This window comes from Anaerostipes stercorihominis (assembly GCF_057535655.1).
In genome coordinates this window covers 16,401-36,776 of record NZ_BAAJCL010000019.1, presented here as the reverse complement: position 1 = coordinate 36,776, position 20,376 = coordinate 16,401, and the positions used below count along the sequence as shown (strand labels likewise).

At 40.7% G+C, this 20,376-nt stretch carries 20 protein-coding genes and 1 pseudogene; 20 read left to right on the top strand and 1 reads right to left on the bottom strand.

What is annotated here, in order from left to right; translation table 11 throughout:
• Positions 1-262 precede the first annotated feature (262 nt).
• Complete coding sequence (trkA, locus tag AC27EF_RS12900) at positions 263-1,624, top strand: Trk system potassium transporter TrkA (RefSeq protein WP_487111175.1); 1,362 nt, start codon at positions 263-265, stop codon at positions 1,622-1,624.
• 15 nt (positions 1,625-1,639) lie between these two features.
• Positions 1,640-3,096: pseudogene (locus tag AC27EF_RS12895) on the top strand (TrkH family potassium uptake protein).
• Positions 3,097-3,165: 69 nt separating this feature from the next.
• On the opposite strand, the gene AC27EF_RS12890 reads toward AC27EF_RS12895, so the two are convergent.
• Complete coding sequence (locus tag AC27EF_RS12890) at positions 3,166-3,882, bottom strand: LytR/AlgR family response regulator transcription factor (protein ID WP_487111174.1); 717 nt, start codon at positions 3,880-3,882, stop codon at positions 3,166-3,168.
• 221 nt (positions 3,883-4,103) lie between these two features.
• Here AC27EF_RS12890 and AC27EF_RS12885 point away from each other — a divergent pair, with 221 nt between their 5' ends.
• The 18 genes from AC27EF_RS12885 to nagA all read left to right on the top strand — a co-directional run bounded on the left by AC27EF_RS12885 (position 4,104) and on the right by nagA (position 20,351).
• Positions 4,104-4,373 carry a PqqD family protein gene (locus AC27EF_RS12885; protein ID WP_487111173.1) on the top strand — a complete coding sequence of 90 codons (270 nt, stop codon included), beginning with the start codon at positions 4,104-4,106 and terminating at the stop codon, positions 4,371-4,373.
• Entirely contained in the window at positions 4,370-4,810 is a 441-nt protein-coding gene (locus AC27EF_RS12880) for a S24/S26 family peptidase (protein ID WP_487111172.1), read from the top strand. Before AC27EF_RS12885 ends, AC27EF_RS12880 begins: the two co-directional genes overlap by 4 nt.
• Before the next feature lie 91 nt (positions 4,811-4,901).
• Positions 4,902-5,378: a 3-isopropylmalate dehydratase small subunit gene (locus tag AC27EF_RS12875; RefSeq protein ID WP_487111171.1), complete on the top strand. Its 477-nt coding sequence runs from the start codon at positions 4,902-4,904 to the stop codon at positions 5,376-5,378.
• Positions 5,379-5,382: 4 nt separating this feature from the next.
• Positions 5,383-6,633 carry a 3-isopropylmalate dehydratase large subunit gene (locus AC27EF_RS12870; RefSeq protein WP_487111170.1) on the top strand — a complete coding sequence of 417 codons (1,251 nt, stop codon included), beginning with the start codon at positions 5,383-5,385 and terminating at the stop codon, positions 6,631-6,633.
• A 13-nt stretch (positions 6,634-6,646) separates the two neighbouring features.
• The gene (locus AC27EF_RS12865) at positions 6,647-7,138 is read left to right on the top strand and encodes a LeuD/DmdB family oxidoreductase small subunit (protein WP_487111169.1); all 492 of its coding nucleotides are present in this window, start codon (positions 6,647-6,649) and stop codon (positions 7,136-7,138) included.
• A gap of 4 nt (positions 7,139-7,142) precedes the next feature.
• Positions 7,143-8,384: a 3-isopropylmalate dehydratase large subunit gene (locus AC27EF_RS12860; RefSeq protein ID WP_487111168.1), complete on the top strand. Its 1,242-nt coding sequence runs from the start codon at positions 7,143-7,145 to the stop codon at positions 8,382-8,384.
• Positions 8,385-8,448: 64 nt separating this feature from the next.
• Entirely contained in the window at positions 8,449-9,633 is a 1,185-nt protein-coding gene (locus AC27EF_RS12855) for a cation diffusion facilitator family transporter (protein ID WP_487111167.1), read from the top strand.
• Between the two features lie 172 nt (positions 9,634-9,805).
• Positions 9,806-10,990 (top strand): MerR family transcriptional regulator, encoded by a 1,185-nt coding sequence (locus AC27EF_RS12850; protein ID WP_487111166.1) that lies wholly within the window; start codon positions 9,806-9,808, stop codon positions 10,988-10,990.
• A 13-nt stretch (positions 10,991-11,003) separates the two neighbouring features.
• Entirely contained in the window at positions 11,004-11,864 is an 861-nt protein-coding gene (gene rfbD, locus AC27EF_RS12845) for a dTDP-4-dehydrorhamnose reductase (protein ID WP_487111165.1), read from the top strand.
• A complete protein-coding gene (gene rfbC / locus AC27EF_RS12840) occupies positions 11,851-12,405 on the top strand; it encodes a dTDP-4-dehydrorhamnose 3,5-epimerase (protein WP_487111164.1) in 555 nt (184 codons plus the stop codon). The genes rfbD and rfbC overlap by 14 nt, the downstream gene beginning before the upstream one ends.
• A 22-nt stretch (positions 12,406-12,427) precedes the next feature.
• Positions 12,428-13,309, top strand: a complete 882-nt coding sequence (gene rfbA, locus AC27EF_RS12835; RefSeq protein WP_487111163.1) for a glucose-1-phosphate thymidylyltransferase RfbA — start codon at positions 12,428-12,430, stop codon at positions 13,307-13,309.
• A 13-nt stretch (positions 13,310-13,322) separates the two neighbouring features.
• The gene (gene rfbB / locus AC27EF_RS12830) at positions 13,323-14,354 is read left to right on the top strand and encodes a dTDP-glucose 4,6-dehydratase (protein WP_487111162.1); all 1,032 of its coding nucleotides are present in this window, start codon (positions 13,323-13,325) and stop codon (positions 14,352-14,354) included.
• A gap of 1 nt (position 14,355) precedes the next feature.
• Positions 14,356-14,850 carry a VanZ family protein gene (locus AC27EF_RS12825; protein WP_487111161.1) on the top strand — a complete coding sequence of 165 codons (495 nt, stop codon included), beginning with the start codon at positions 14,356-14,358 and terminating at the stop codon, positions 14,848-14,850.
• 71 nt (positions 14,851-14,921) lie between these two features.
• The gene (locus AC27EF_RS12820) at positions 14,922-15,680 is read left to right on the top strand and encodes an N-acetylmuramoyl-L-alanine amidase (protein WP_487111177.1); all 759 of its coding nucleotides are present in this window, start codon (positions 14,922-14,924) and stop codon (positions 15,678-15,680) included.
• A gap of 496 nt (positions 15,681-16,176) precedes the next feature.
• Positions 16,177-17,025 carry a BglG family transcription antiterminator LicT gene (licT, locus tag AC27EF_RS12815; RefSeq protein ID WP_487111160.1) on the top strand — a complete coding sequence of 283 codons (849 nt, stop codon included), beginning with the start codon at positions 16,177-16,179 and terminating at the stop codon, positions 17,023-17,025.
• A 2-nt stretch (positions 17,026-17,027) separates the two neighbouring features.
• Complete coding sequence (locus AC27EF_RS12810; RefSeq protein WP_487111159.1) at positions 17,028-17,525, top strand: PTS sugar transporter subunit IIA; 498 nt, start codon at positions 17,028-17,030, stop codon at positions 17,523-17,525.
• Positions 17,526-17,584: 59 nt separating this feature from the next.
• Positions 17,585-19,054 carry an N-acetylglucosamine-specific PTS transporter subunit IIBC gene (gene nagE, locus AC27EF_RS12805; protein ID WP_487111176.1) on the top strand — a complete coding sequence of 490 codons (1,470 nt, stop codon included), beginning with the start codon at positions 17,585-17,587 and terminating at the stop codon, positions 19,052-19,054.
• Positions 19,055-19,235: 181 nt separating this feature from the next.
• Positions 19,236-20,351, top strand: a complete 1,116-nt coding sequence (nagA, locus tag AC27EF_RS12800; RefSeq protein WP_487111158.1) for an N-acetylglucosamine-6-phosphate deacetylase — start codon at positions 19,236-19,238, stop codon at positions 20,349-20,351.
• The last annotated feature ends 25 nt before the right edge of the window (positions 20,352-20,376 follow it).

Genomic DNA, 20,376 nt, shown 5'->3' with positions numbered 1-20,376 from the left:
ATAAAGGAGCTGTAAATGTTGCGATAAGCAACAAGAGACTAACCCAATTTGGATTAGTCTCAATGTTAGATTACTACACCAAAAGGTGTGTTACTTGTTAAGTTGATTGAACCGCCGTATACGGAACCGTACGTACGGTGGTGTGAGAGGTCGAAATTTCTCGCCTAAGAGGAATTTCTCCTACTCGATTGAAACATCCTGTGCTAGAATGAAGAACGTAGAAAGGATATAAAATTTAATAGGAAACATATGAGGTTGTGAAATGAATATTATCATTGTAGGATGTGGACGAATTGGTTCGACACTGGTAGAAGAATTAAGTGGGGAAAATCACGATATTGCGATTGTTGACGAGAAGGCTGATATTGTTCAGAATCTTGCCAATACTCACGATGTGCTGGGGGTGATTGGAAATGGAGCCAGTTATAATATTTTACTGGAAGCAGGGGTGGAACATGCGGATATGATCATTGCGGTGACCAACTCTGATGAATTAAATCTTCTTTGCTGTCTGATTGCCAAAAAAGCTGGAACCTGCGAGACGGTTGCCAGAGTCCGAAACCCGGTTTATCATAAAGAAATCGGTTTTATTCAGGAAGAGATGGGAATTTCCAAGGTTTTGAATCCGGAGCTGGGAGCGGCATTGGAAATTGCAAGATTATTGAGATTTCCATCGGCAATGGAAGTGAATCAGTTTTCCAAAGGAAGAGTGGAGCTGTTAAAATATCGGATACCAGCGGGATCAATTTTGAATGATATGTTGCTGGTGGATGTGAGCAATCGCCTGCAGTGCGAAATTTTGATCTGTGCGGTGGAGCGTAAAAGAGAATTGATAATTCCAAACGGGAATTTTCGGCTCAAAGAGCGAGACATCATTTCTTTTGTGGGACGCCCTAACTGCGCAATGGAATTTTTCCGAAGAATTGAGGAAAAGGAAGATCAGATCCATGAGGTCATGATTATCGGCGGCAGTAAAATCGGTTTTTATTTGTCCAATCTTTTAATATCCAGCGGTATTTCAGTGAAGCTGGTAGATCAGAGCTTAAAGCGGTGTGAGAAATTAAATGAAGAACTTCCGGATGCAATGGTGATTTACGGGAACGGAATGGATCATGATTTGCTGATGGAGGAAGGATTGATGGACTGTGATGCCGTGATTTCATTAACAAATCATGATGAAGAGAACATGTTTTTGTCTCTTTATGCGCAGAGTCAGACGGACGCAAAGCTTATCACAAAAGTACAAAAAATGAATTATGATGCAATGATTGAACGATTGGATCTTGGAAGCATGATTTATCCCGAATATATCACGGCACAATATATTGTTCAGTATGTGAGGGCGAAGCAAAATTCTATTGGAAGCAACATTGAAAATCTGTACAAGCTTATGGATGGAAGGGCAGAAGCTTTGGAATTTCATATTCAAAAGAATTCTCCGGTCATCGGGAAACCTATTCAGGAACTTTCAATTTTAGATAATTTGTTAATATGCAGTATTTATCACGACGGAAAAGCAAGGATTCCTAACGGGCAGGATCAGATCGAGGAAGATGATCTTGTGGTGGTGGTTACAACGCAAAAAGGACTGCATGATATTAAGGATATTTTAAAGAGAGGATAATGGAGGCAGAAAAATATGAATGTTGAGATGATTCGATATGTCATCGGATTGGTAATATTGTTTGAAAGTGCGTTTTTATCGCTTCCGTGTATTGTCGGTTTAATTTATCATGAAAAAAAGGCTTTGCCTTTTGGATTGTCATGCTTGTGTGTCTTGGAATTGGATTGCTGCTTATTATGAAGAAGCCCGCAAAAAAGCGTTACTATGCGAAAGAAGGATTTGTAACTGTGGCGGCAGGATGGATCATTATGAGCTTTTTTGGAGCGCTCCCTTTTGTCATCAATGGAGATATTCCTTCCTTAGTTGATGCAATGTTTGAGACTGTCTCTGGATTTACTACGACAGGTTCCAGTGTTTTATCGGATGTTGAGTCCTTGGCAAAATGCAGCTTGTTTTGGAGAAGCTTTACCCATTGGATTGGAGGAATGGGGGTTTTTGTCTTTGTACTTGCGATTATGCCTCTGGTGGGGGGACAGAATATTCATTTGATGCGTGCCGAAAGCCCCGGACCGTCGGTGGGGAAATTGGTGCCAAAAATTCGGAAAACTTCGATGATTTTGTACAAAATCTATGTGTTTATGACCATTGTCATGGTTGTGTTGTTGATGCTTGGGAAAATGCCGTTGTTTGATTCGCTTTTGCTGACCTTTGGTACGGCGGGAACCGGCGGATTTTCAATTTTAAACTCCGGATGTGCAACATATAGTCCCTATGTACAATATGTGATTGCAGTTTTTATGATGTTGTTTGGAATTAATTTTAATGTATATTATTTTATCTTGATTAAAAAATGGAAGGATGCTGTAAAATATGAGGAGCTTCGGTATTATTTGCTGTTTATCGGTACGGCAGCAGCTTTGATTACATATAATGTATATCAGATGTTTCCAACTGTGGAGCAGGCGTTTCGCCATGCATTTTTTCAAGTATCGTCCATTATTACAACGACCGGATACTCATCTGCGGACTTTAACCAATGGCCTGAATTTTCAAAATTTATTTTGGTGATGCTGATGTTTTCCGGAGCATGTGCGGGAAGTACCGGCGGTGGAATTAAGGTTTCACGACTTATCATGATGCTGAAGACGATCAAAAAGGAACTGCTGTCTTATGTGCATCCAAGGACGATCCGAAAAGTGAAATTCAATGGCAGAGTGGTAGAACATGAAGTGATTCGGGGAATGAACGTATTTTTTGTGGCCTATTTCTTTATTTTGGGATTTTCGATTTTGCTTGTTTCCTTGGATAACTTTGATTTTACCAGCAATGTGACCGCTGTTGTGGCTACGTTAAATAATATCGGACCGGGCCTGGGGATTGTAGGACCCACCGGGAATTTTGGAATGTACTCTGTGTTGTCAAAACTGGTGATGATCTTTGATATGTTGGCCGGAAGATTGGAGTTATTTCCGATGCTTTTGCTGCTGAGTCCTTATACATGGAAAGAATTAAAGATCGGAAGGAAAAAATAAGGCGGGCAAATGGAAAAAAGAAAGCAAAAAACGTCCCGGCAGAAAATGCCGGGGCGTTTTTGAAAGGTTCTATTTTGTATTTTTGAGATTCAGCGGAAATTGTTCCAAAAGATCTTTATACCGATATTTTGAAACAGGAACGGAGTCACCGTTTTCCATGACAATCTGAGTGCGGGAAAATTTCTTAATATAGTCACTGTTAATCAGATAACTTCGGTGGGATTGTAAAAAATGATACTGGCAAAAAACTTCTTTGATCGTGTTTAATTTTCCCTGAAAATAGTCGTCGTCATTCCAATATCGAATATGAATGGTTTTATTTATCACTTCCAGATAGACAATATCTTTGGGGATTAATTGGATAAATCCGATTCCTGAGGGGATTGCAACTTTCTCGGAGAGATAATTTTGATGGTAATCCTTCAAAAGAAGCTGATGAAGTTTTAAAGGGTCAAAAGGTTTTAATAGATAATGATATGCGCCGACATCATATCCGTCAAAAACATAGCGGTCTGTAGAAGCAATTAAAATCATTCGGGCTTTCATATGTAGAGCCTGAAGTCGACGGATGATATGAAAATCGTTTTCTCCTTCTTGATCAATAACATAAAAGAGCAGAAGATCATAAAAGAAAGGGTTGTTGGAGATAAAACAAGTAAGATCTTCCCGAGTGCAATAGGAGTCGAAAGAGACTTCAATATTAGATTGTTCAAATAGGTTTCGTAATAAATGAATCATTTCCTGTAAAGAGATATCATCGGTGTCGCAGATTGCTATATGGTACATTTTATTATCCTCGTGTGCTTAAAATTATAGTATAACCGCTTTCTATTTATTTATTTATTACTCTCCCACTTGCTCATTATATCATACAAATAGTTGAAATATGTCAAAGGATAGGATATAGTGTGAATAGATTTCATACGAAGGATTCTAAATGATAAAATGAAATGAAAGTAAAAGTTTGTCTTAAAAAATGAAGTTGTGAAATAAGAATGGAGGCGTTTATGAAACGTAATAAAGACTTTATGCTGCGGGAGATTGCCGGAGAGGTTGTATTGGTTCCTACAGGGGAAGCGACACAAAACTTTAATGGTTTGATTACCTTAAATGAAGTAGCTGCTTTTATATGGAAACATCTGGATGAGGCGAAAACAGAGGAAAAACTAACAGAATTGATTCTGGAAGAATTTGATATTGACAGAGAAACTGCCAAGGGAGATGTGCAGCGGTTTTTACAAGCCTTATACGAGCGGGGAATGGTCGTGGCTGAATGAAGATTGTGGATCATGATGCGTATTTCTTCATATTAAAAGAACTTATTGAGAGTGGGAAAGAAGTCAGCCTGTTGATTAGCGGCAGCAGTATGAGTCCTTTTTTAATTCATCACAGGGATATGATTTGGATCAAAAAGCCCGACAGAGATCTTCATACGGGGGATATGGTGTTCTATCAGAGAAAAACAGGGGCTTTTGTGATGCATCGAATTCACCATCGAGATTCAAATGGATTGTTCTGGATCATTGGCGATGCCCAGACAGAGATGGAGCCGGTGGAAGAAGAATGTATTTTCGGATTGATTACCAAGGTTCAAAGAAAAGGAAAACAGATCATGCCGGGTGATTTCTGGTGGGAGTTTTTTGAGCACATTTGGATTCGTATGGTTCCCATGCGCCGATGGCTCATCTGGGCATATGGAAAGAGAAAGAAATGACGGATTTTAGTGGCAGAGTGGTCTTTCTAAACATAGATTTTTTCATTATTTTATAGTATACTGTACAAGAACGAAAAAGGAGGAAGAGATTATGGGACGAGTGTTTAAGTTTGAGAATGATGTGGATACAGATCAGATTATCGCATCACAGTATTTGCTGCTGCCCAATATTCAAGAAATGAAAGTTTATGCCTTTGAATCCATTGATCAGGAGTTTTCCAAAAAAGTATCGGAGGGAGACCTTGTGGTTGCCGGTGAAAATTTTGGATGCGGTTCTTCCAGGGAGCAGGCGCCCAGTGTACTGAAAGCGTTGGGGGTTAAAGCAGTCATAGCGAAGTCGTTCGCACGTATATTTTATAGAAACGCTATTAATATAGGACTTCCTGTGATTATCAGCAAAGATCTTTACGAGAAAGTTGAGGACGGTGATCCCATTGAATTGGATCTTTCAAAAGGGGAGATTCATACAGAGAAGGAAACCCTTTCCTGCACAAAATTGCCGCCGTATATGCAGAATATTCTGGATCACGGCGGGTTAATAAACTTTTTAAATGAAGGGGAGGCATAAGAATATGGGAATGACCATTGGAGAAAAAATTATTGCCAGAGCGGCAAAGGTGGATCAGGTGAAAGCCGGAGAGATTCATACCATAGAAGTGGATCGTCTGATGAGCAATGATGGAACGACACATCTGACCATTGATATGTATCACAATCAGCTGAAACATCCGAAGATTGCAGATAAAGATAAACTGGTCTTTATTATGGATCACAATGTTCCGGCGGAAAATCCGAAAACAGCTGCGGCACATCGAAAAATGCGGAATTTTGCAAAAGAGCATGAGATTGCGCTCTATGAGGGCAAGGGCGTCTGTCATCAAATTATGGTGGAAAATTATGTATGCCCGGGAGAATTTATTATGGGAGCGGATTCGCACACTTGTACATACGGCGCGCTGGGGGCTTTTGGAACAGGAATCGGGTGTACGGATTTTCTGTATGCGATGGTAACCGGACAGTCATGGGTATTGGTGCCGGAAACCATTCGTTTTGAATTGACCGGAGAGCTTAAGGAGGGGGTCTATGCCAGGGATTTGATGCTGACAATCATTGGCATGGTTGGCGCCAACGGATGCAATTACAAGATTATGGAATTTGCCGGAGAGGGAGCCCATCATTTGAATATTGACGAGCGGCTGGTACTCTGCAATCTGGCAGTGGAAGCCGGCGCAAAGACAGGAATTGTGGAGCCGGATGAGAAAGTGGAGGAGTATTTAAAGAGCCGCGGAAGAAATGCAGAGAATATGTTTGTAAGTGATGAGGACGCAGTTTTTGAGAAAGTTTATTCGATTGATTTAAGCAAAATCCAGCCGGTTGTAGCAAGGCCGCATCAGATTGACGATGTGGTAAATGCAAAAGAAGTGAAAGACGTTGCGATCGATGAAGCATTTTTGGGTTCCTGCAATAATGGAAGAATTGAGGAACTGCGCGTTGCGGCAGAAATTCTAAAAGGGAAAAAAGTCAGCGATCGCGTCAGATTTTTAATTGCTCCGGCATCCAATGAAGTGTATCTTCAGGCATTGGATGAGGGGCTCATTGATATTTTTATGGATGCAGGAGCTATGGTTATGAACAGCAACTGCAGTGTTTGTTGGGGAAGCTGTCAGGGTGTCATTGGAGAAGGTGAAGTTTTAATTTCCACTGGCACAAGAAATTTTAAAGGTCGTGCAGGTCATCCGGAATCTTTTGTTTATCTGGGATCTGCGGCAACGGTGACAGCATCTGCCATTGCAGGGAACATTGTGACAGCAGATGAAGTGTAAAGGATGGATGATCATGGAAAGATTTACAGGAAAGGTCTGGGTGCTTGGAGACGATATTGATACGGATATTATTATTCCCACAGAATATCTGGCGCTTCCGACCGTTGAAGATATGAAGCAATATGGATTTTCTCCTCTCCGCCCGGAATTGGCAGAACAGATTGGAGAAGGAGATATAATCGTGGCGGGAAAGAATTTTGGATGCGGTTCTTCCAGAGAACAGGCTCCCGAGATTATCAAAGCATTGAAAATTAAATGTGTGATTGCGAAATCTTTTGCGAGAATATTTTTTCGCAACTCGATCAATAATGGACTGCTTCTGATCGAAAATGATAAGATTCAGGATGTTGTGAAAGAGGGAGATACCATAGAGGTGGCTCTCGGAGAAAAGATAACGCATCAGGGAGTCGACTACAAGATTCATTCTCTGCCGGATAATTTGATGGAGATTATCAACGCTGGCGGTTTGGTCGAGGCGATGAAAAAGAGAAATGAGGTGAAATAAAGATATGGGAATGACAATGATTGAAAAGATTATCAGCCGGAATATTGGGGCTGAATCTGTCATACCGGGGGAAATTGTAACTGTAAACGTTGATCGTGTTATGATTCATGATATCTTTATTCCATTTGTGGCAGAAAAATTTGAAGAGATGGGATTTGAAGAGCTTTGGGATCCGGAGAAGGTTGTCTTAATTTACGATCATATGGTTCCTGCGAGCACAACGGACGATGTACGGCATTTTAAGATTGGAGATGCTTTTGCCAGAAAATATCATATGACTCATGTACATCGCAGCGACGGAATTTGTCATCAGCTGATGACAGAGTGTGGATACGCAAAACCGGGAGATATTGTCTTTGGAACAGACTCTCATACCACAACCTATGGATGCGTCGGCTGTTTTTCTTCTGGAATTGGATATACAGAGATGGCTGCAATTTTGGGAACCGGTGAAATGTGGGTTCGTGTTCCGGAGACGATTAAGGTTGTTATTGACGGAAAACTTCCGGAAAATGTTACAGCCAAAGATATTATTTTACGATTGATCGGAGATTTGACAGCAGCGGGCGCGACTTATAAAGTCCTGGAATTTTCCGGAAGTACTGTGGAGGATATGAGTGTGGCTTCCAGGATGACAATGTCGAATATGGCCATTGAGGCGGGGGCAAAAGCGGCATTGTTTGCGCCGGATGAAAAAACCGCCCGGTACTCAGAGGTTGAATTATCCGATGTGGATTGGATTTATGGAGATGAGGACGCCGTTTATTGTCAGACAATGACTTATCAGGCACAGGATTTGGTTCCGGTGGTAGCATGTCCGTCTCAGGTGGATCGAATCCAAGATGTGAAAGAAGTTCAGGGAACCAAGCTTGATCAAGTCTTTATTGGTTCCTGCACCAATGGACGACTGGAGGATTTAAAAGCAGCAGCAGAAATTTTAGATGGCAAAAAGGTGGCAGACTATGTGAAGCTGATTGTGACGCCGGCAAGCCGCAGGGTTTACAGGCAGGCGGTGGAAGCGGGATATATGAAAATTCTTGCAAAAGCAGGTGCAATCATTACACAGCCGGGATGCGGATTGTGCTGTGGACGTGCCGGGGGAATTTTGACAGACGGGGAGCGAGTGCTTGCCACGAATAATCGAAATTTCCTTGGAAGAATGGGGACTTCCAAAGTTGAGATTTATCTCGGATCTCCAAAAACAGCAGCGGCATCGGCTGTGGCAGGGAAAATTATAGAAGCATAACGATCGAAGAGAATCCCGCAGATAAAACGCGGGATTCTTTGTTTGATACAGGGAGTAAATTTATATGACCGATATATTAATTTCATTATTTATTAAGAAAAAGGATCAGATCGAAGATGCCCAGGTTCGCAATTCTTATGGAATTCTTGGCGGCAGTGTCGGCATTTGCTGTAATATTCTTTTGTTTGTTGGAAAATTGTTTGCGGGGATGGCAACAGGAGCGATTTCCATTACAGCAGACGCCTTTAACAACTTATCGGATGCCGCTTCGTCAATCATTACTTTAATAGGCTTTGGGATTGCAGGAAAGCCGGCAGATGAAGATCATCCTTTTGGACACGGAAGGATGGAATACATCTCTGGTTTTATTGTTTCCTTAGCAATTTTGGTTATGGGGGTTGAATTGTTGAAATCTTCTGTGGAGAAAATTCTGCATCCGGAAGATATTACATTTCAAGCAGTCTCCGTGGTGATTTTAGCAATCTCGATTCTGGTAAAACTTTGGATGGCGGTATTTAATCGTAAAATCGGAAATAAGATACAGTCGGAAACCATGAAGGCAACTGCCACGGACAGCTTGAATGACTGCATTTCCACAGCTGCAGTTTTGGCAGGGATGCTTGTTTTCCGTTTTTGGGGATATAATCTGGACGGCGGGATCGGAATTGTTGTTGCGTGTTTTGTATTATGGGGAGGATATGGAGCGGCGAAGGATACTCTGGATCCTTTGCTCGGGGAGACACCGGACCCTGCGTTGGTAAAAAATATCGAAGGAATGGTTTTGAATCATAAAATGGTCATAGGAGTTCATGATATGATGATTCATGATTACGGACCGGGACGGCGAATTGTTTCTTTGCATGCAGAAGTCCCATATACGGTGGACATTATGGAGGCTCATGATATGATTGACCACATTGAAATGCGTTTGATGGAAGAATATCAATGTGAGGCAACCATTCATATGGACCCGGTAGTGACGGATGATGAGCAGACCACAAAAACAAAAAAGATGGTAGAAGGCTTGGTGCGGGAATATGATCCGGTGCTTTCCATTCATGATTTTCGGATGGTGACAGGAAAGACCCACACCAATGTAATTTTTGATTTGGTGATTCCATACGGCAAACAATATCAGGTAAAACAGATTGTAAAAGAGCTGCGGGAAAAGATTCATAGAGAAATGCCGGAAGAATTTTTCGCCGTAATCAGAGTGGACCGAAGTCATGTTGTTGAACGCAGACATTGAAATCATTATAATTTGAAGAAGTCATCGCTGATTGTGTTTTGGCGCATGGCTTCTTTTTTCGCACTTTCAGTGATTTTTGCTGCATGAGGAAGAGTTTTCTATAAAATCTTCTTGACAGTTCCCTTGCGTCACCCTTTATGATAAACTATAGAGAGAGTCAGGGGGGATGGTGATGACAAAAGATGGCTATTATACATCCGGTGAATTTGCAAAGAAGGCGAATGTAACGCTTCGGACGATTCGCTATTACGACCGTCAGGGAATTTTAAAACCAAGTAAAAAAGCGGAAAATGGTTATCGGCTTTATACAGATGCAGATTTCGCAAAACTCCAAAAAATTCTGTCTTTAAAATACCTTGGGTTTTCTCTGGAAGAGATTATGACAATGACCATTAACGACAATGACCGGGACTATATGAAAGAATCCATAAAACTGCAGCTGCATCTGGTACAAAAGAAAATGGAACATCTGAAAATGGTGGAGCAATCTTTACAGGATACTGCCAGGCGAATGGAAGAGGCAGAAGAAATTGATTGGAATGAAGTCATGAAACTGCTTCATGTCACAACGATGGAAAACAGTCTGGTAGAGCAGTATAAAAATTCCTCTAATTTGAATATTCGGATTGGACTTCACCAAAAATATTCACAAAATGAAGTTTCATGGTTTGACTGGATTTTTTCAAAACTTGCCTTACAGCAGGATCAAAGGATATTGGAAATCGGTTGTGGTACAGGAGAGCTTTGGAAAAATCATATTCATGAGATTCCCCAAGGCGTTAAAATTATCTTGTCAGATAAATCCAGGGGGATGATAGAAGATGCAAGGAGAAGGATTGGAAGTGAGTCTTTGATATTTTCTTACGAGGTGTTTGACTGTGAAGCCATTCCGTGGGCAAATCAATGTTTTGATACAGTGATTGCCAATCATCTGTTGTTTTATTTGCAGGACAGACAAAAAACTCTGACAGAAGTAAAGCGGGTGCTGAAGCCTCACGGAACGTTTTTATGCAGTACCTATGGAAGGCATCACATGCAGGAAATTACACAGATTGTAAAGGAATTTGATGAAAGAATTACTTTATCTGCTCATTCATTATATGATGTATTTGGACTGGAAAATGGAAAAGAACAGCTTCGGCAGGTATTTGAAGAGACAGAGGAGATTCTTTATGAGGATGAACTGATGATAGATCAACCGGAGCCTCTCATATCTTATATTTTATCCTGTCATGGAAATCAGCATGAATACTTAAATCATCGCTATTTGGAATTTAAAGAATTTGTTCGTAAAAAGATAGCGGCGCAGGGAACTATAAAAATTACAAAATCCGCAGGAATTTTTGTGTGCAGATAGAAAGCGAGGAATTATGAAAGTTTTAGTCACAGGAGTGAAGGGACAGCTGGGGTTTGATGTTGTAAACCAATTGGAAAAACATCATATAGAAGCAATAGGAGTGGACATCGAGCAAATGGATATTACCGATGCCCATCAGGTAGAGGAAGTGATGATGAAATCCGCACCGGACGCAGTGATTCACTGCGCTGCCTACACAGCAGTTGATGCGGCGGAAGACAATGTGGAAATTTGTCGCAAAGTAAATGCCCAGGGAACAGAAAATATAGCCAGGATCTGTGGAAAAATGAATATTAAAATGATGTATATTAGTACGGATTATGTATTTAACGGGCAGGGAAGCAGACCGTGGGAGCCAGATGATGAAAGACAACCTCTAAATGTTTACGGGCAGACAAAATATGAAGGAGAGCTGGCGGTTGAGAACTATGTAAAGAAATTTTTTATTGTGAGAATTGCATGGGTTTTTGGAGTCAATGGAAAGAATTTTATCAAAACGATGCTGAATCTCGGAAAAACACACGATCAACTGACGGTAGTGAATGATCAGACCGGATCTCCGACGTATACTTATGACTTGGCACGACTTTTGGTAGAAATGATTCAGACAGAAAAATATGGAAGATATCACGCAACCAATGAAGGCATTTGTACATGGTATGAATTTGCCTGTGAGATTTTCAGACAGGCAGGAATGAATGTGCAAGTACTTCCGGTATCCAGTGATCAATATCCGGCAAAAGCAAAACGTCCCGAAAACAGCCGTATGGATAAAAGAAAATTAGCGGAAAACGGATTTCAGCCACTGCCGTCATGGAAAGATGCACTTGAGAGATATTTGAAGGAAATAGGAGAAAGTTATGGGAAAAATTAAAGTAACACCTTGTAATATTCAAGGACTTTATGTAATTGAGCCGACAGTTTTTCGAGATGAAAGAGGGTATTTTGTTGAGACATATAATCAAAATGATATGAAGGAAGCCGGACTTGATATGGTATTCGTGCAGGATAATCAGTCTATGTCTGTCAGGGGAGTGCTCCGTGGACTTCATTTTCAGAAACAGTACCCCCAGGGAAAACTGGTTCGGGTTGTAAGAGGTGCAGTATTCGATGTAGCAGTTGATTTGAGAGCAGATTCAAAAACCTATGGAAAATGGTTTGGAGTAGAATTATCCTCAGAAAATATGAAGCAGTTCTATATTCCGGAAGGATTCGCACATGGTTTTCTGGTGCTTTCCGACGAAGCAGAATTTTGCTATAAATGCACAGATTTTTATCATCCGGGAGACGAGGGAGGACTTTTGTGGAATGATCCGGAAATCGGAGTGGAATGGCCTTTGGAGGATGAAGTGGAATTGATTATTTCTGAAAAAGACAAAAAATGGAAAGGCCTGAAAGATACATTTAAATTCTAAAATTTCCGTAAGGAGGAAGATTATGAAAGGTATTATACTTGCCGGAGGATCTGGCACCAGATTGTATCCGCTGACGATGGTAACATCCAAACAGTTGCTCCCGATTTATGATAAACCGATGATTTATTATCCATTATCTGTTTTAATGAATGCCGGAATCAGGGATATTTTGATTATATCCACACCGGATGACACACCACGATTCCAGTCTCTTCTAGGAGATGGACATCAATTCGGAATTTCTCTGTCTTATGAGATACAGAAATCTCCGGATGGATTAGCGCAGGCATTTATTATTGGAGAAAAATTTATTGGAGAAGACAGTGTTGCCATGGTTCTCGGAGATAATATTTTCCATGGACACGGACTGACCAAACGGCTGTTGCGTGCCGCAAATAAAAAAGAGGGAGCTACTGTGTTTGGATATTATGTGGATGATCCGGAGCGATTTGGCATCGTAGAATTTGATTCTGATGGAAAAGCCATTTCTATTGAGGAAAAACCGGAACATCCGAAATCCAACTATTGTGTAACCGGATTGTATTTCTACGACCATAAAGTGGTAGAATATGCAAAACAGTTAAAACCTTCTGCCAGAGGAGAACTGGAGATTACAGATTTGAATAAAATGTATTTAGAAAATGGAGAATTGGAAGTAGAACTTCTCGGTCAGGGCTTTACTTGGCTTGACACTGGAACGCACGAGTCTCTTGTGGAGGCGACCAATTTTGTAAAAACTGTGGAAACCCATCAGCACAGAAAGATTGCGTGCTTGGAAGAAATTGCATATTTAAATCACTGGATTACGAAAGATCAGATGTTGGCGGATATTGAACCGCTGCGAAAAAATCAATATGGCCAATATCTTCTGGATGTGATGGCGGGGAAATTTTTAGATAAATAAGGAGTAGAAGAAAATGAAGATCTTAGTAACAGGCGGCGCCGGATTTATCGGCGGAAATTTTGTACATCATATGGTAAAAAAGTATCCGGACTATGAGATTGTGAACTTGGATTTATTAACCTATGCGGGAAATCTGGAAACTTTAAAGCCCGTAGAAAACGAGCCAAATTATAAGTTTGTGAAAGGTGATATCGCAGACAGATCATGGATTATGGATCTGTTCGCAAAGGAACAGTTTGATATCGTTGTAAATTTTGCGGCGGAAAGCCACGTAGACCGTTCCATTGAAGATCCGTCTATTTTTGTAAAAACCAATGTGGAAGGCACTGTGGTTCTTTTGGATGCAGCAAAAAAATATGGAGTAAAACGCTATCATCAGGTTTCTACCGATGAGGTATACGGAGATTTGCCACTGGACAGACCGGATTTGTTTTTCACAGAAGAAACACCGATTCATACCTCAAGTCCTTACAGCAGTTCCAAAGCCAGTGCAGATTTATTTGTGTTGGCATACCATAGGACTTTTGGACTTCCGGTGACAATTTCCAGGTGTTCCAACAATTATGGTCCGTACCATTTTCCGGAAAAATTAATTCCGTTGATGATCAGCCGCGCATTGGCAGAGGAAGAACTTCCGGTGTACGGAAAAGGAGAAAATGTTCGCGACTGGCTGCATGTATCAGACCATTGTGAGGCAATTGATTTGATTCTTCACAAAGGAACCGCTGGGGAAGTTTACAATGTGGGCGGACATAACGAGCGTACCAATTTGGAGGTTGTGAAAACAATTTTAAAAGCATTAAATAAGCCGGAACGTTTGATTCAATTTGTGACCGACCGTCCGGGACATGATATGCGCTATGCGATTGACCCTACAAAATTGGAAACGGAACTGGGATGGAAGCCAAAATATAATTTCGATACGGGAATTGCACAGACCATCGAGTGGTATTTAAATCATAAAGAGTGGTGGCAAAATATCTTATCTGGAGAATATGCAAACTATTTTGAAGAAATGTACGGAAATCGTTTGCAGGAAAAATAAAATGATCGATCAAAAGAAAAGAAGGCGGCTGTTGTACCGGACATTCACAGCCGTTTTCATGATAATTATTTTTAGTTTTTCTGCCAAAACCGGAAAAGATTCTGCTGGCATGAGCTTTAAGTATGCAAAGAGTGCAGCAAAGCTTTTCGGCTGGCTTGGTGTAATCTCTGTGGATTCTCCGGAAATTTTGGTATTATATGCCGATTCCATTCATACGCTGATCCGCAAGGCGGCTCACTTTATCGAATATATGATTCTTGGATGTTTTACTTATCAGGCAGTAGCCTGTGATATAACGAAGCTTTGGAAGGCGGTTGGCTGGTCGCAGCTGATTTGCAGCAGTTATGCAGCTACAGATGAATTTCATCAAAGATTCGTTCCGGGAAGAGAGGGCAGAGTTTTGGATGTTGTAATTGACAGCGCTGGGGCGTTGGCAGGAATTTTCATGGCAGCCTTCTTGCATAGAATGAAACTCAGAGCAAATGCTGAAAAATGAAATCTCACAGACAGGAACTTATAGGGGAATATGGGAATACTATATTACGAGGAAGGAATATGAGGTTTTTTATGGCAGGTGTGATTTTGGATGCCGGACACGGTGGTTATGACAATGGAGCACAATACAACGGAAGAAAAGAAAAAGATGATAATTTAAGACTTGCTTTGGCGGTTGGCGAGATTCTCTCAAGGAATGGAATTCCGGTTTCCTATACAAGGCAGAGTGATATTTATCAATCTCCGTCAGAGAAAGCACGCATTGGAAACGAGAGTGGTGCGGATTACTTTATATCTTTTCATCGCAATTCAAGTCCCAATGCCAATCAATATCATGGAGTAGAGACGTTAGTTTTTGATCGAAGCGGAATCAAAGAGGAAATGGCGCAGAATGTAAATGTGCAGCTTGAAAATGTCGGTTTCCGAAACATCGGAGTCAAAGAGCGTCCGAATCTTACCGTTCTCAGGCGGACTCGAATTCCGGCAATCTTAATTGAAGCTGGATTTATTAATTCTGATCAGGATAATGAAAGGTTTGAATCACAATTTCAGGAGATTGCTCAGGCAATTGCCGATGGAATTATGGAAACCATTGGAACCGGACAGCAGCCAAAGGGCGTTTACCGGGTTCAAATTGGCTTGTATCGAAATTTTTCCAATGCACGGTATGCTCTCAATGAAGCTTTGGCGCGGGGATTTGACGGAGAAATTATTTATGAAGCTCCGTTTTATGCTGTTCAATTGGGAAGCTTTGATACATTGGATGAAGCAGTTGCATTAGAAAATCAGTTGAAGCAACAGGGATATGATACATTAGTTGTAAAAAAATAATTTGGTCCGGCGGGGATTTATTTTCCCCGTCAGACTGAAAGTAAAATCATAAAAAATGCATATATTTTATAAAAAAAGAATAAAAAATCAATTGACTTTTGGACAAAATGCTGTTATTCTAAAAGCATAGAAAGCAGAATAATCTAGTAGGGAAGATACTTCCCTGGGGTTGTCACTGGTAGTGCAGGCAAAACCAGATTTTATAAGTGTGAAAATAGGTGTTTTCATATTTATAAAATTTGGTTTTTTTTTATCTTATTGGAGAGGATTATCATCTCTATGGGTGGTAAATAAAAGGAAACTTATCTCGATAGGAGTTTAAAGTTCATTTGATATTTAGACTCCCGATGAATTCGAGAACAGAACGGACTAGTCCGTTTTGTTCTTACATAAGAATTTTGCTGCGCAACATCCTTATGTAACTACTACTAATAATATTGAACAATCATATACTCAGAGAGTATAGATTCCGGTTTTTTGTTTGGGAGAGATGATTATGAAGATTAACAAAGTAATGAATAACAATGTGATAAGCACTTTTGACGGTCAGGGACATGAAATTATTGTTGTTGGTACAGGTGTTGGTTTTCAGGGGAAAGAAGGCAAGAATATAGACGAAACGAAGATTCAGAAAATTTTTCGTTTAGAAGACCCAAAGATGACAAATAAGATGAAGGAATTGTTGATGGATCTGCCAATGGAAGAGCTTGACGTATCAACAGAGATTATTTCACATGCAAAAAGAAGTCTTGGAACAGAGTTAAATGAGAACATCTATGTAACATTAACGGACCATATTCATTTTGCCATTCAACGGTATAAAGATCATATGGTATTTCCAAATCCAATGTTTCGGGAAGTAAGACTTTTTTATCAGAAGGAATTTGAATTAGGAGAATATGCTCTGGGGATGATTAAACAGAGACTTGGAGTTTCACTGCCACTGGATGAGGCAGTATCTATAGCATTACATATTGTAAGCGCAGAGTTTGACACAAGAGTGAAAGATACGTTAAAGATTACAAACTTCATGGAAGATGTCATGGAAAAGGTGAGGAAATATTTTAAGATCGAGATTGAGCAAGATTCTTTGAATTATGAGAGATTTTTAACACATTTAAAGTTCTTATCAAGAAAATTATTTTCAAGTGTTCAGATGGATGATTCCAATGAGTCTGTACGGGAGATGATACAGCAGCTGTGTCCGGAAGAGTATGCCTGTGCCGAGGACATCGGATCGTACATAGAGAAACATTATGGCAAGACAATGACACCGGGAGAGATTGCCTATTTAACGATGCATATTGATAGAATTCGTAAAAATAATGAGAAAAAAGGAGTATAACAATGTTTGGTTCATTAAAGAAGATGTTTGAAAAAAATGCACAGCAGTTGTCTGTAAAATCACCGGAAAATGGAACAACAGTTCCCATGTCAGAAGTGAAAGATGAAACTTTTGCACAGGAACTTTTGGGACCCGGGATTGCAATAGTTCCGGTTGAAGGGAAAGTAATTTCACCAATTGATGGTGTGGTTGCAATGGTATTTGACACGAAACATGCAATCTGCATTCAGGGAGAGAATGATCTGGAAATGATTGTGCATGTCGGACTGGATACTGTGCAGTTAAATGGAAAGTACTATCAGGCATATAAAAAACAAGGAGATCAGGTAAAAGCAGGAGACGTTCTGTTAGAGTTTGATCTTTCAGAAATTACGAAGGCCGGATATGACGTCACAACGCCAATCGTGATTACAAATTTAGGAGGTTACAGAATTACAAAATGTTTGACAGGAAAAGAAGTAAAAGCAGGAGATGAGGTGATGCAGCTTATAAAAAAATAGCCTTTGGAATTTAAAAAAGAGATGGGAAAAATGGAAAACGAAAGGAGAATAAAATTATGATGAAATATTTACAAAAGCTTGGGAAAGCGTTGATGCTGCCGGTAGCATGTCTGCCGATCTGCGGTATCTTAATGGGAATTGGTTATGCACTTTGTCCGGCGACAATGCAAGGGGGAGACATCAGTGGCATTGGAAATCAAATTGGATTTTTTCTTGTGAAAGCCGGAGGGGCATTGATTGATAATATGGCATTACTGTTTGTTATTGGTGTCGGTGTTGGGATGTCGGAAAAACATGACGGAACCGGGGGCCTGGCAGCGTTGGCATCTTGGCTTATGATTACAACATTGTTGTCTACTGCAGTTGTCACAACGATTATGCCATCTGTTGCAAAAAATCCGGATGCAACACTGGCATTTGATAAGATTGTCAATCCGTTTATCGGTATTCTTGCAGGTATTATTGGATCCACCTGTTATAATAAATTTAAAGATACAAAACTTCCTGACTGGCTTTCTTTCTTCAGTGGCAAGAGATGCGTAGCTATTGTATCAGGTGTTGTATCAATTATTGTGGCAGTTATTTTACTCTTTGTATGGCCGATCGTATTCGGAGGATTGATTACTCTTGGAGAATCTATTGCTAAAATGGGAGCAGTGGGAGCCGGAATTTACGCATTCTTAAATCGTCTGTTGATTCCTACAGGATTACATCATGCACTGAATAATGTATTCTGGTTTGATACCATTGGACTTGGAGATTTAACACATTTCTGGGCAGGTGATACTTCAGCAAATGTATCATGGAGTCTGGGTATGTATATGTCAGGATTCTTCCCGTGTATGATGTTTGGAGTTCCGGGAGCAGCGCTGGCTATGATCCATACAGCAAAAAGTAACAAAAAGAAAGTTGCTATTGGATTGGTAGCTTCTGCGGCAGTTTGTGCATTTGTCTGTGGTGTTACAGAGCCGTTTGAGTTTGGATTCATGTTCCTTGCTCCTGCTTTATACTTAATTTATGCAATTCTTTATGGAATCTTTGTAGCAGTTGCAACGGTTGTCGGATTCAGAGCCGGATTTAGTTTTTCTGCCGGGGCAACGGACCTTGTGTTCTCATCCAGTCTGCCGGCTGCACAGAATACATGGATGATCATTCCTCTTGGTATTGCGGCATTTATTGTATTCTACATCGTATTCCGTGTTGCGATTGTGAAGTTTGACCTAAAGACACCGGGACGTGAAGATGATGATATAGAGGATGAGGAAAATATTGTTCTTGCTAATAATGACTTTACAACAATGGCACGGGTGATTTTAGAGGGACTCGGAGGAAGCTCTAATGTTAAATCGATCGACAATTGTATTACACGACTTCGTTTGGAAGTAAAAGATGATTCAAAGGTTGATGATAAGAAAGTAAAATCTTCTGGTGCTGCCGGAGTTATTCATCCGGGACAGGGAAGTGTTCAGGTAATCATTGGTCCGAAAGTACAGTTTGTAGCAGAGGAAATGGAAAAAATTTGTAAATAGGTTCCCAGTATTGAAAACTATTTTTAGGATACCCTGCAGTCATACGGGGTATCCTAAAAATATTGATCAAGTTTTTGAAAGTAAAATCTAATGATTTTGAAAGAATTTACAGAAAAAGTTTGAAATGTTACAATAACTTTCAGAACAGGAAGATGATGCGGAGGAAAGAAGAGGTATTGCAATGATTATAAAAAATGGGAAAGTCTTTACAAATCAGGGAACCTTTGAAGAGAAAGAGCTGTATATAGAGGGAGAGTATTTTCGGGAAACTACGACAGACCAGACCATTGTAGATGCTGAGGGGTGTTATGTGATTCCGGGGCTGGTTGACGTTCATTTTCATGGCTGTGTTGGGTATGACATGTGCGACGGAACGGAAGAAGCAATTCAGAAATTGGCAGAATATGAAGCAGAAAATGGAGTATTGGCAATTTGTCCTGCGACAATGACAGTTCCGGAAGCGCAGCTTTTAAAGGTGATGAAGGCTGCAAAGGCATTGAAAGGGACAACAGGAGCAGATCTTGTCGGTATTAATATGGAAGGGCCTTTTATTTCAGCGGCAAAGAAAGGGGCGCAAAAAGAAGACGATATTAAGGCTCCGGATGTGGAAATGTATCGGAGGCTTCAGGAGGCCTCCGGCGGGTTAATTAAATTGGTGGATCTTGCTCCGGAAATCGAGGGGGCTATGGAATTTATTGATCAAGTCAAGGATCAGGTTCATATTTCCATTGCACATACAACTGCAGACTATGATACCGCAATGGAAGCAATTAGCCATGGAGCCGATCATGTAACCCATTTGTACAATGCGATGCCGACGTTTACTCATCGGGCGCCCGGAGTCATTGGTGCAGCCAGGGATGGCGGCTGTTTTGTGGAATTGATCTGCGATGGGGTTCATATTCATCCTTCCTGCGTTCGGGCAACATTTGAAATGTTTGGGGACGATCACATTGTATTGATTAGTGATAGTATGATGGCAACAGGAATGAAAGACGGGCAGTATGAGCTGGGAGGCCAGCCGGTAACCGTGGTTGGGAACCGTGCCACTTTAACCGAGGGAGGAGCCATTGCCGGTTCTGCAACAAATCTGATGGACTGTATGAAAACAGCAGTGAAACAAATGGGAATTCCGCTGTACAGTGCTGTAAAATGTGCTGCGGTAAATCCTGCAAAATCCATTGGGATTGACCCATATTACGGAAGCCTGGAAGAAGGAGCCTATGCCAATGCGGTTTTTTTGGATCAAGAATTAAATATTGCAGCAATTATTCAAAAAGGGCAGATAAAAAAATAAAAATGTCGGAAAATACCGTCATGAT

Coding starts and splice junctions, on each gene's coding strand:
- AC27EF_RS12865 (WP_487111169.1), top strand. CDS start 6,647: ATGGAAAGATTTACAGGAAAGGTCTGGGTGCTTGGAGACGATATTGAT.
- nagE (WP_487111176.1), top strand. CDS start 17,585: ATGAAATATTTACAAAAGCTTGGGAAAGCGTTGATGCTGCCGGTAGCA.
- AC27EF_RS12855 (WP_487111167.1), top strand. CDS start 8,449: ATGACCGATATATTAATTTCATTATTTATTAAGAAAAAGGATCAGATC.
- AC27EF_RS12890 (WP_487111174.1), bottom strand. CDS start 3,882: ATGTACCATATAGCAATCTGCGACACCGATGATATCTCTTTACAGGAA.
- AC27EF_RS12875 (WP_487111171.1), top strand. CDS start 4,902: ATGGGACGAGTGTTTAAGTTTGAGAATGATGTGGATACAGATCAGATT.
- AC27EF_RS12860 (WP_487111168.1), top strand. CDS start 7,143: ATGGGAATGACAATGATTGAAAAGATTATCAGCCGGAATATTGGGGCT.
- AC27EF_RS12880 (WP_487111172.1), top strand. CDS start 4,370: ATGAAGATTGTGGATCATGATGCGTATTTCTTCATATTAAAAGAACTT.
- trkA (WP_487111175.1), top strand. CDS start 263: ATGAATATTATCATTGTAGGATGTGGACGAATTGGTTCGACACTGGTA.
- rfbA (WP_487111163.1), top strand. CDS start 12,428: ATGAAAGGTATTATACTTGCCGGAGGATCTGGCACCAGATTGTATCCG.
- AC27EF_RS12810 (WP_487111159.1), top strand. CDS start 17,028: ATGTTTGGTTCATTAAAGAAGATGTTTGAAAAAAATGCACAGCAGTTG.
- AC27EF_RS12850 (WP_487111166.1), top strand. CDS start 9,806: ATGACAAAAGATGGCTATTATACATCCGGTGAATTTGCAAAGAAGGCG.
- AC27EF_RS12885 (WP_487111173.1), top strand. CDS start 4,104: ATGAAACGTAATAAAGACTTTATGCTGCGGGAGATTGCCGGAGAGGTT.
- AC27EF_RS12820 (WP_487111177.1), top strand. CDS start 14,922: ATGGCAGGTGTGATTTTGGATGCCGGACACGGTGGTTATGACAATGGA.
- nagA (WP_487111158.1), top strand. CDS start 19,236: ATGATTATAAAAAATGGGAAAGTCTTTACAAATCAGGGAACCTTTGAA.
- rfbC (WP_487111164.1), top strand. CDS start 11,851: ATGGGAAAAATTAAAGTAACACCTTGTAATATTCAAGGACTTTATGTA.
- AC27EF_RS12825 (WP_487111161.1), top strand. CDS start 14,356: ATGATCGATCAAAAGAAAAGAAGGCGGCTGTTGTACCGGACATTCACA.
- rfbB (WP_487111162.1), top strand. CDS start 13,323: ATGAAGATCTTAGTAACAGGCGGCGCCGGATTTATCGGCGGAAATTTT.
- AC27EF_RS12870 (WP_487111170.1), top strand. CDS start 5,383: ATGGGAATGACCATTGGAGAAAAAATTATTGCCAGAGCGGCAAAGGTG.
- rfbD (WP_487111165.1), top strand. CDS start 11,004: ATGAAAGTTTTAGTCACAGGAGTGAAGGGACAGCTGGGGTTTGATGTT.
- licT (WP_487111160.1), top strand. CDS start 16,177: ATGAAGATTAACAAAGTAATGAATAACAATGTGATAAGCACTTTTGAC.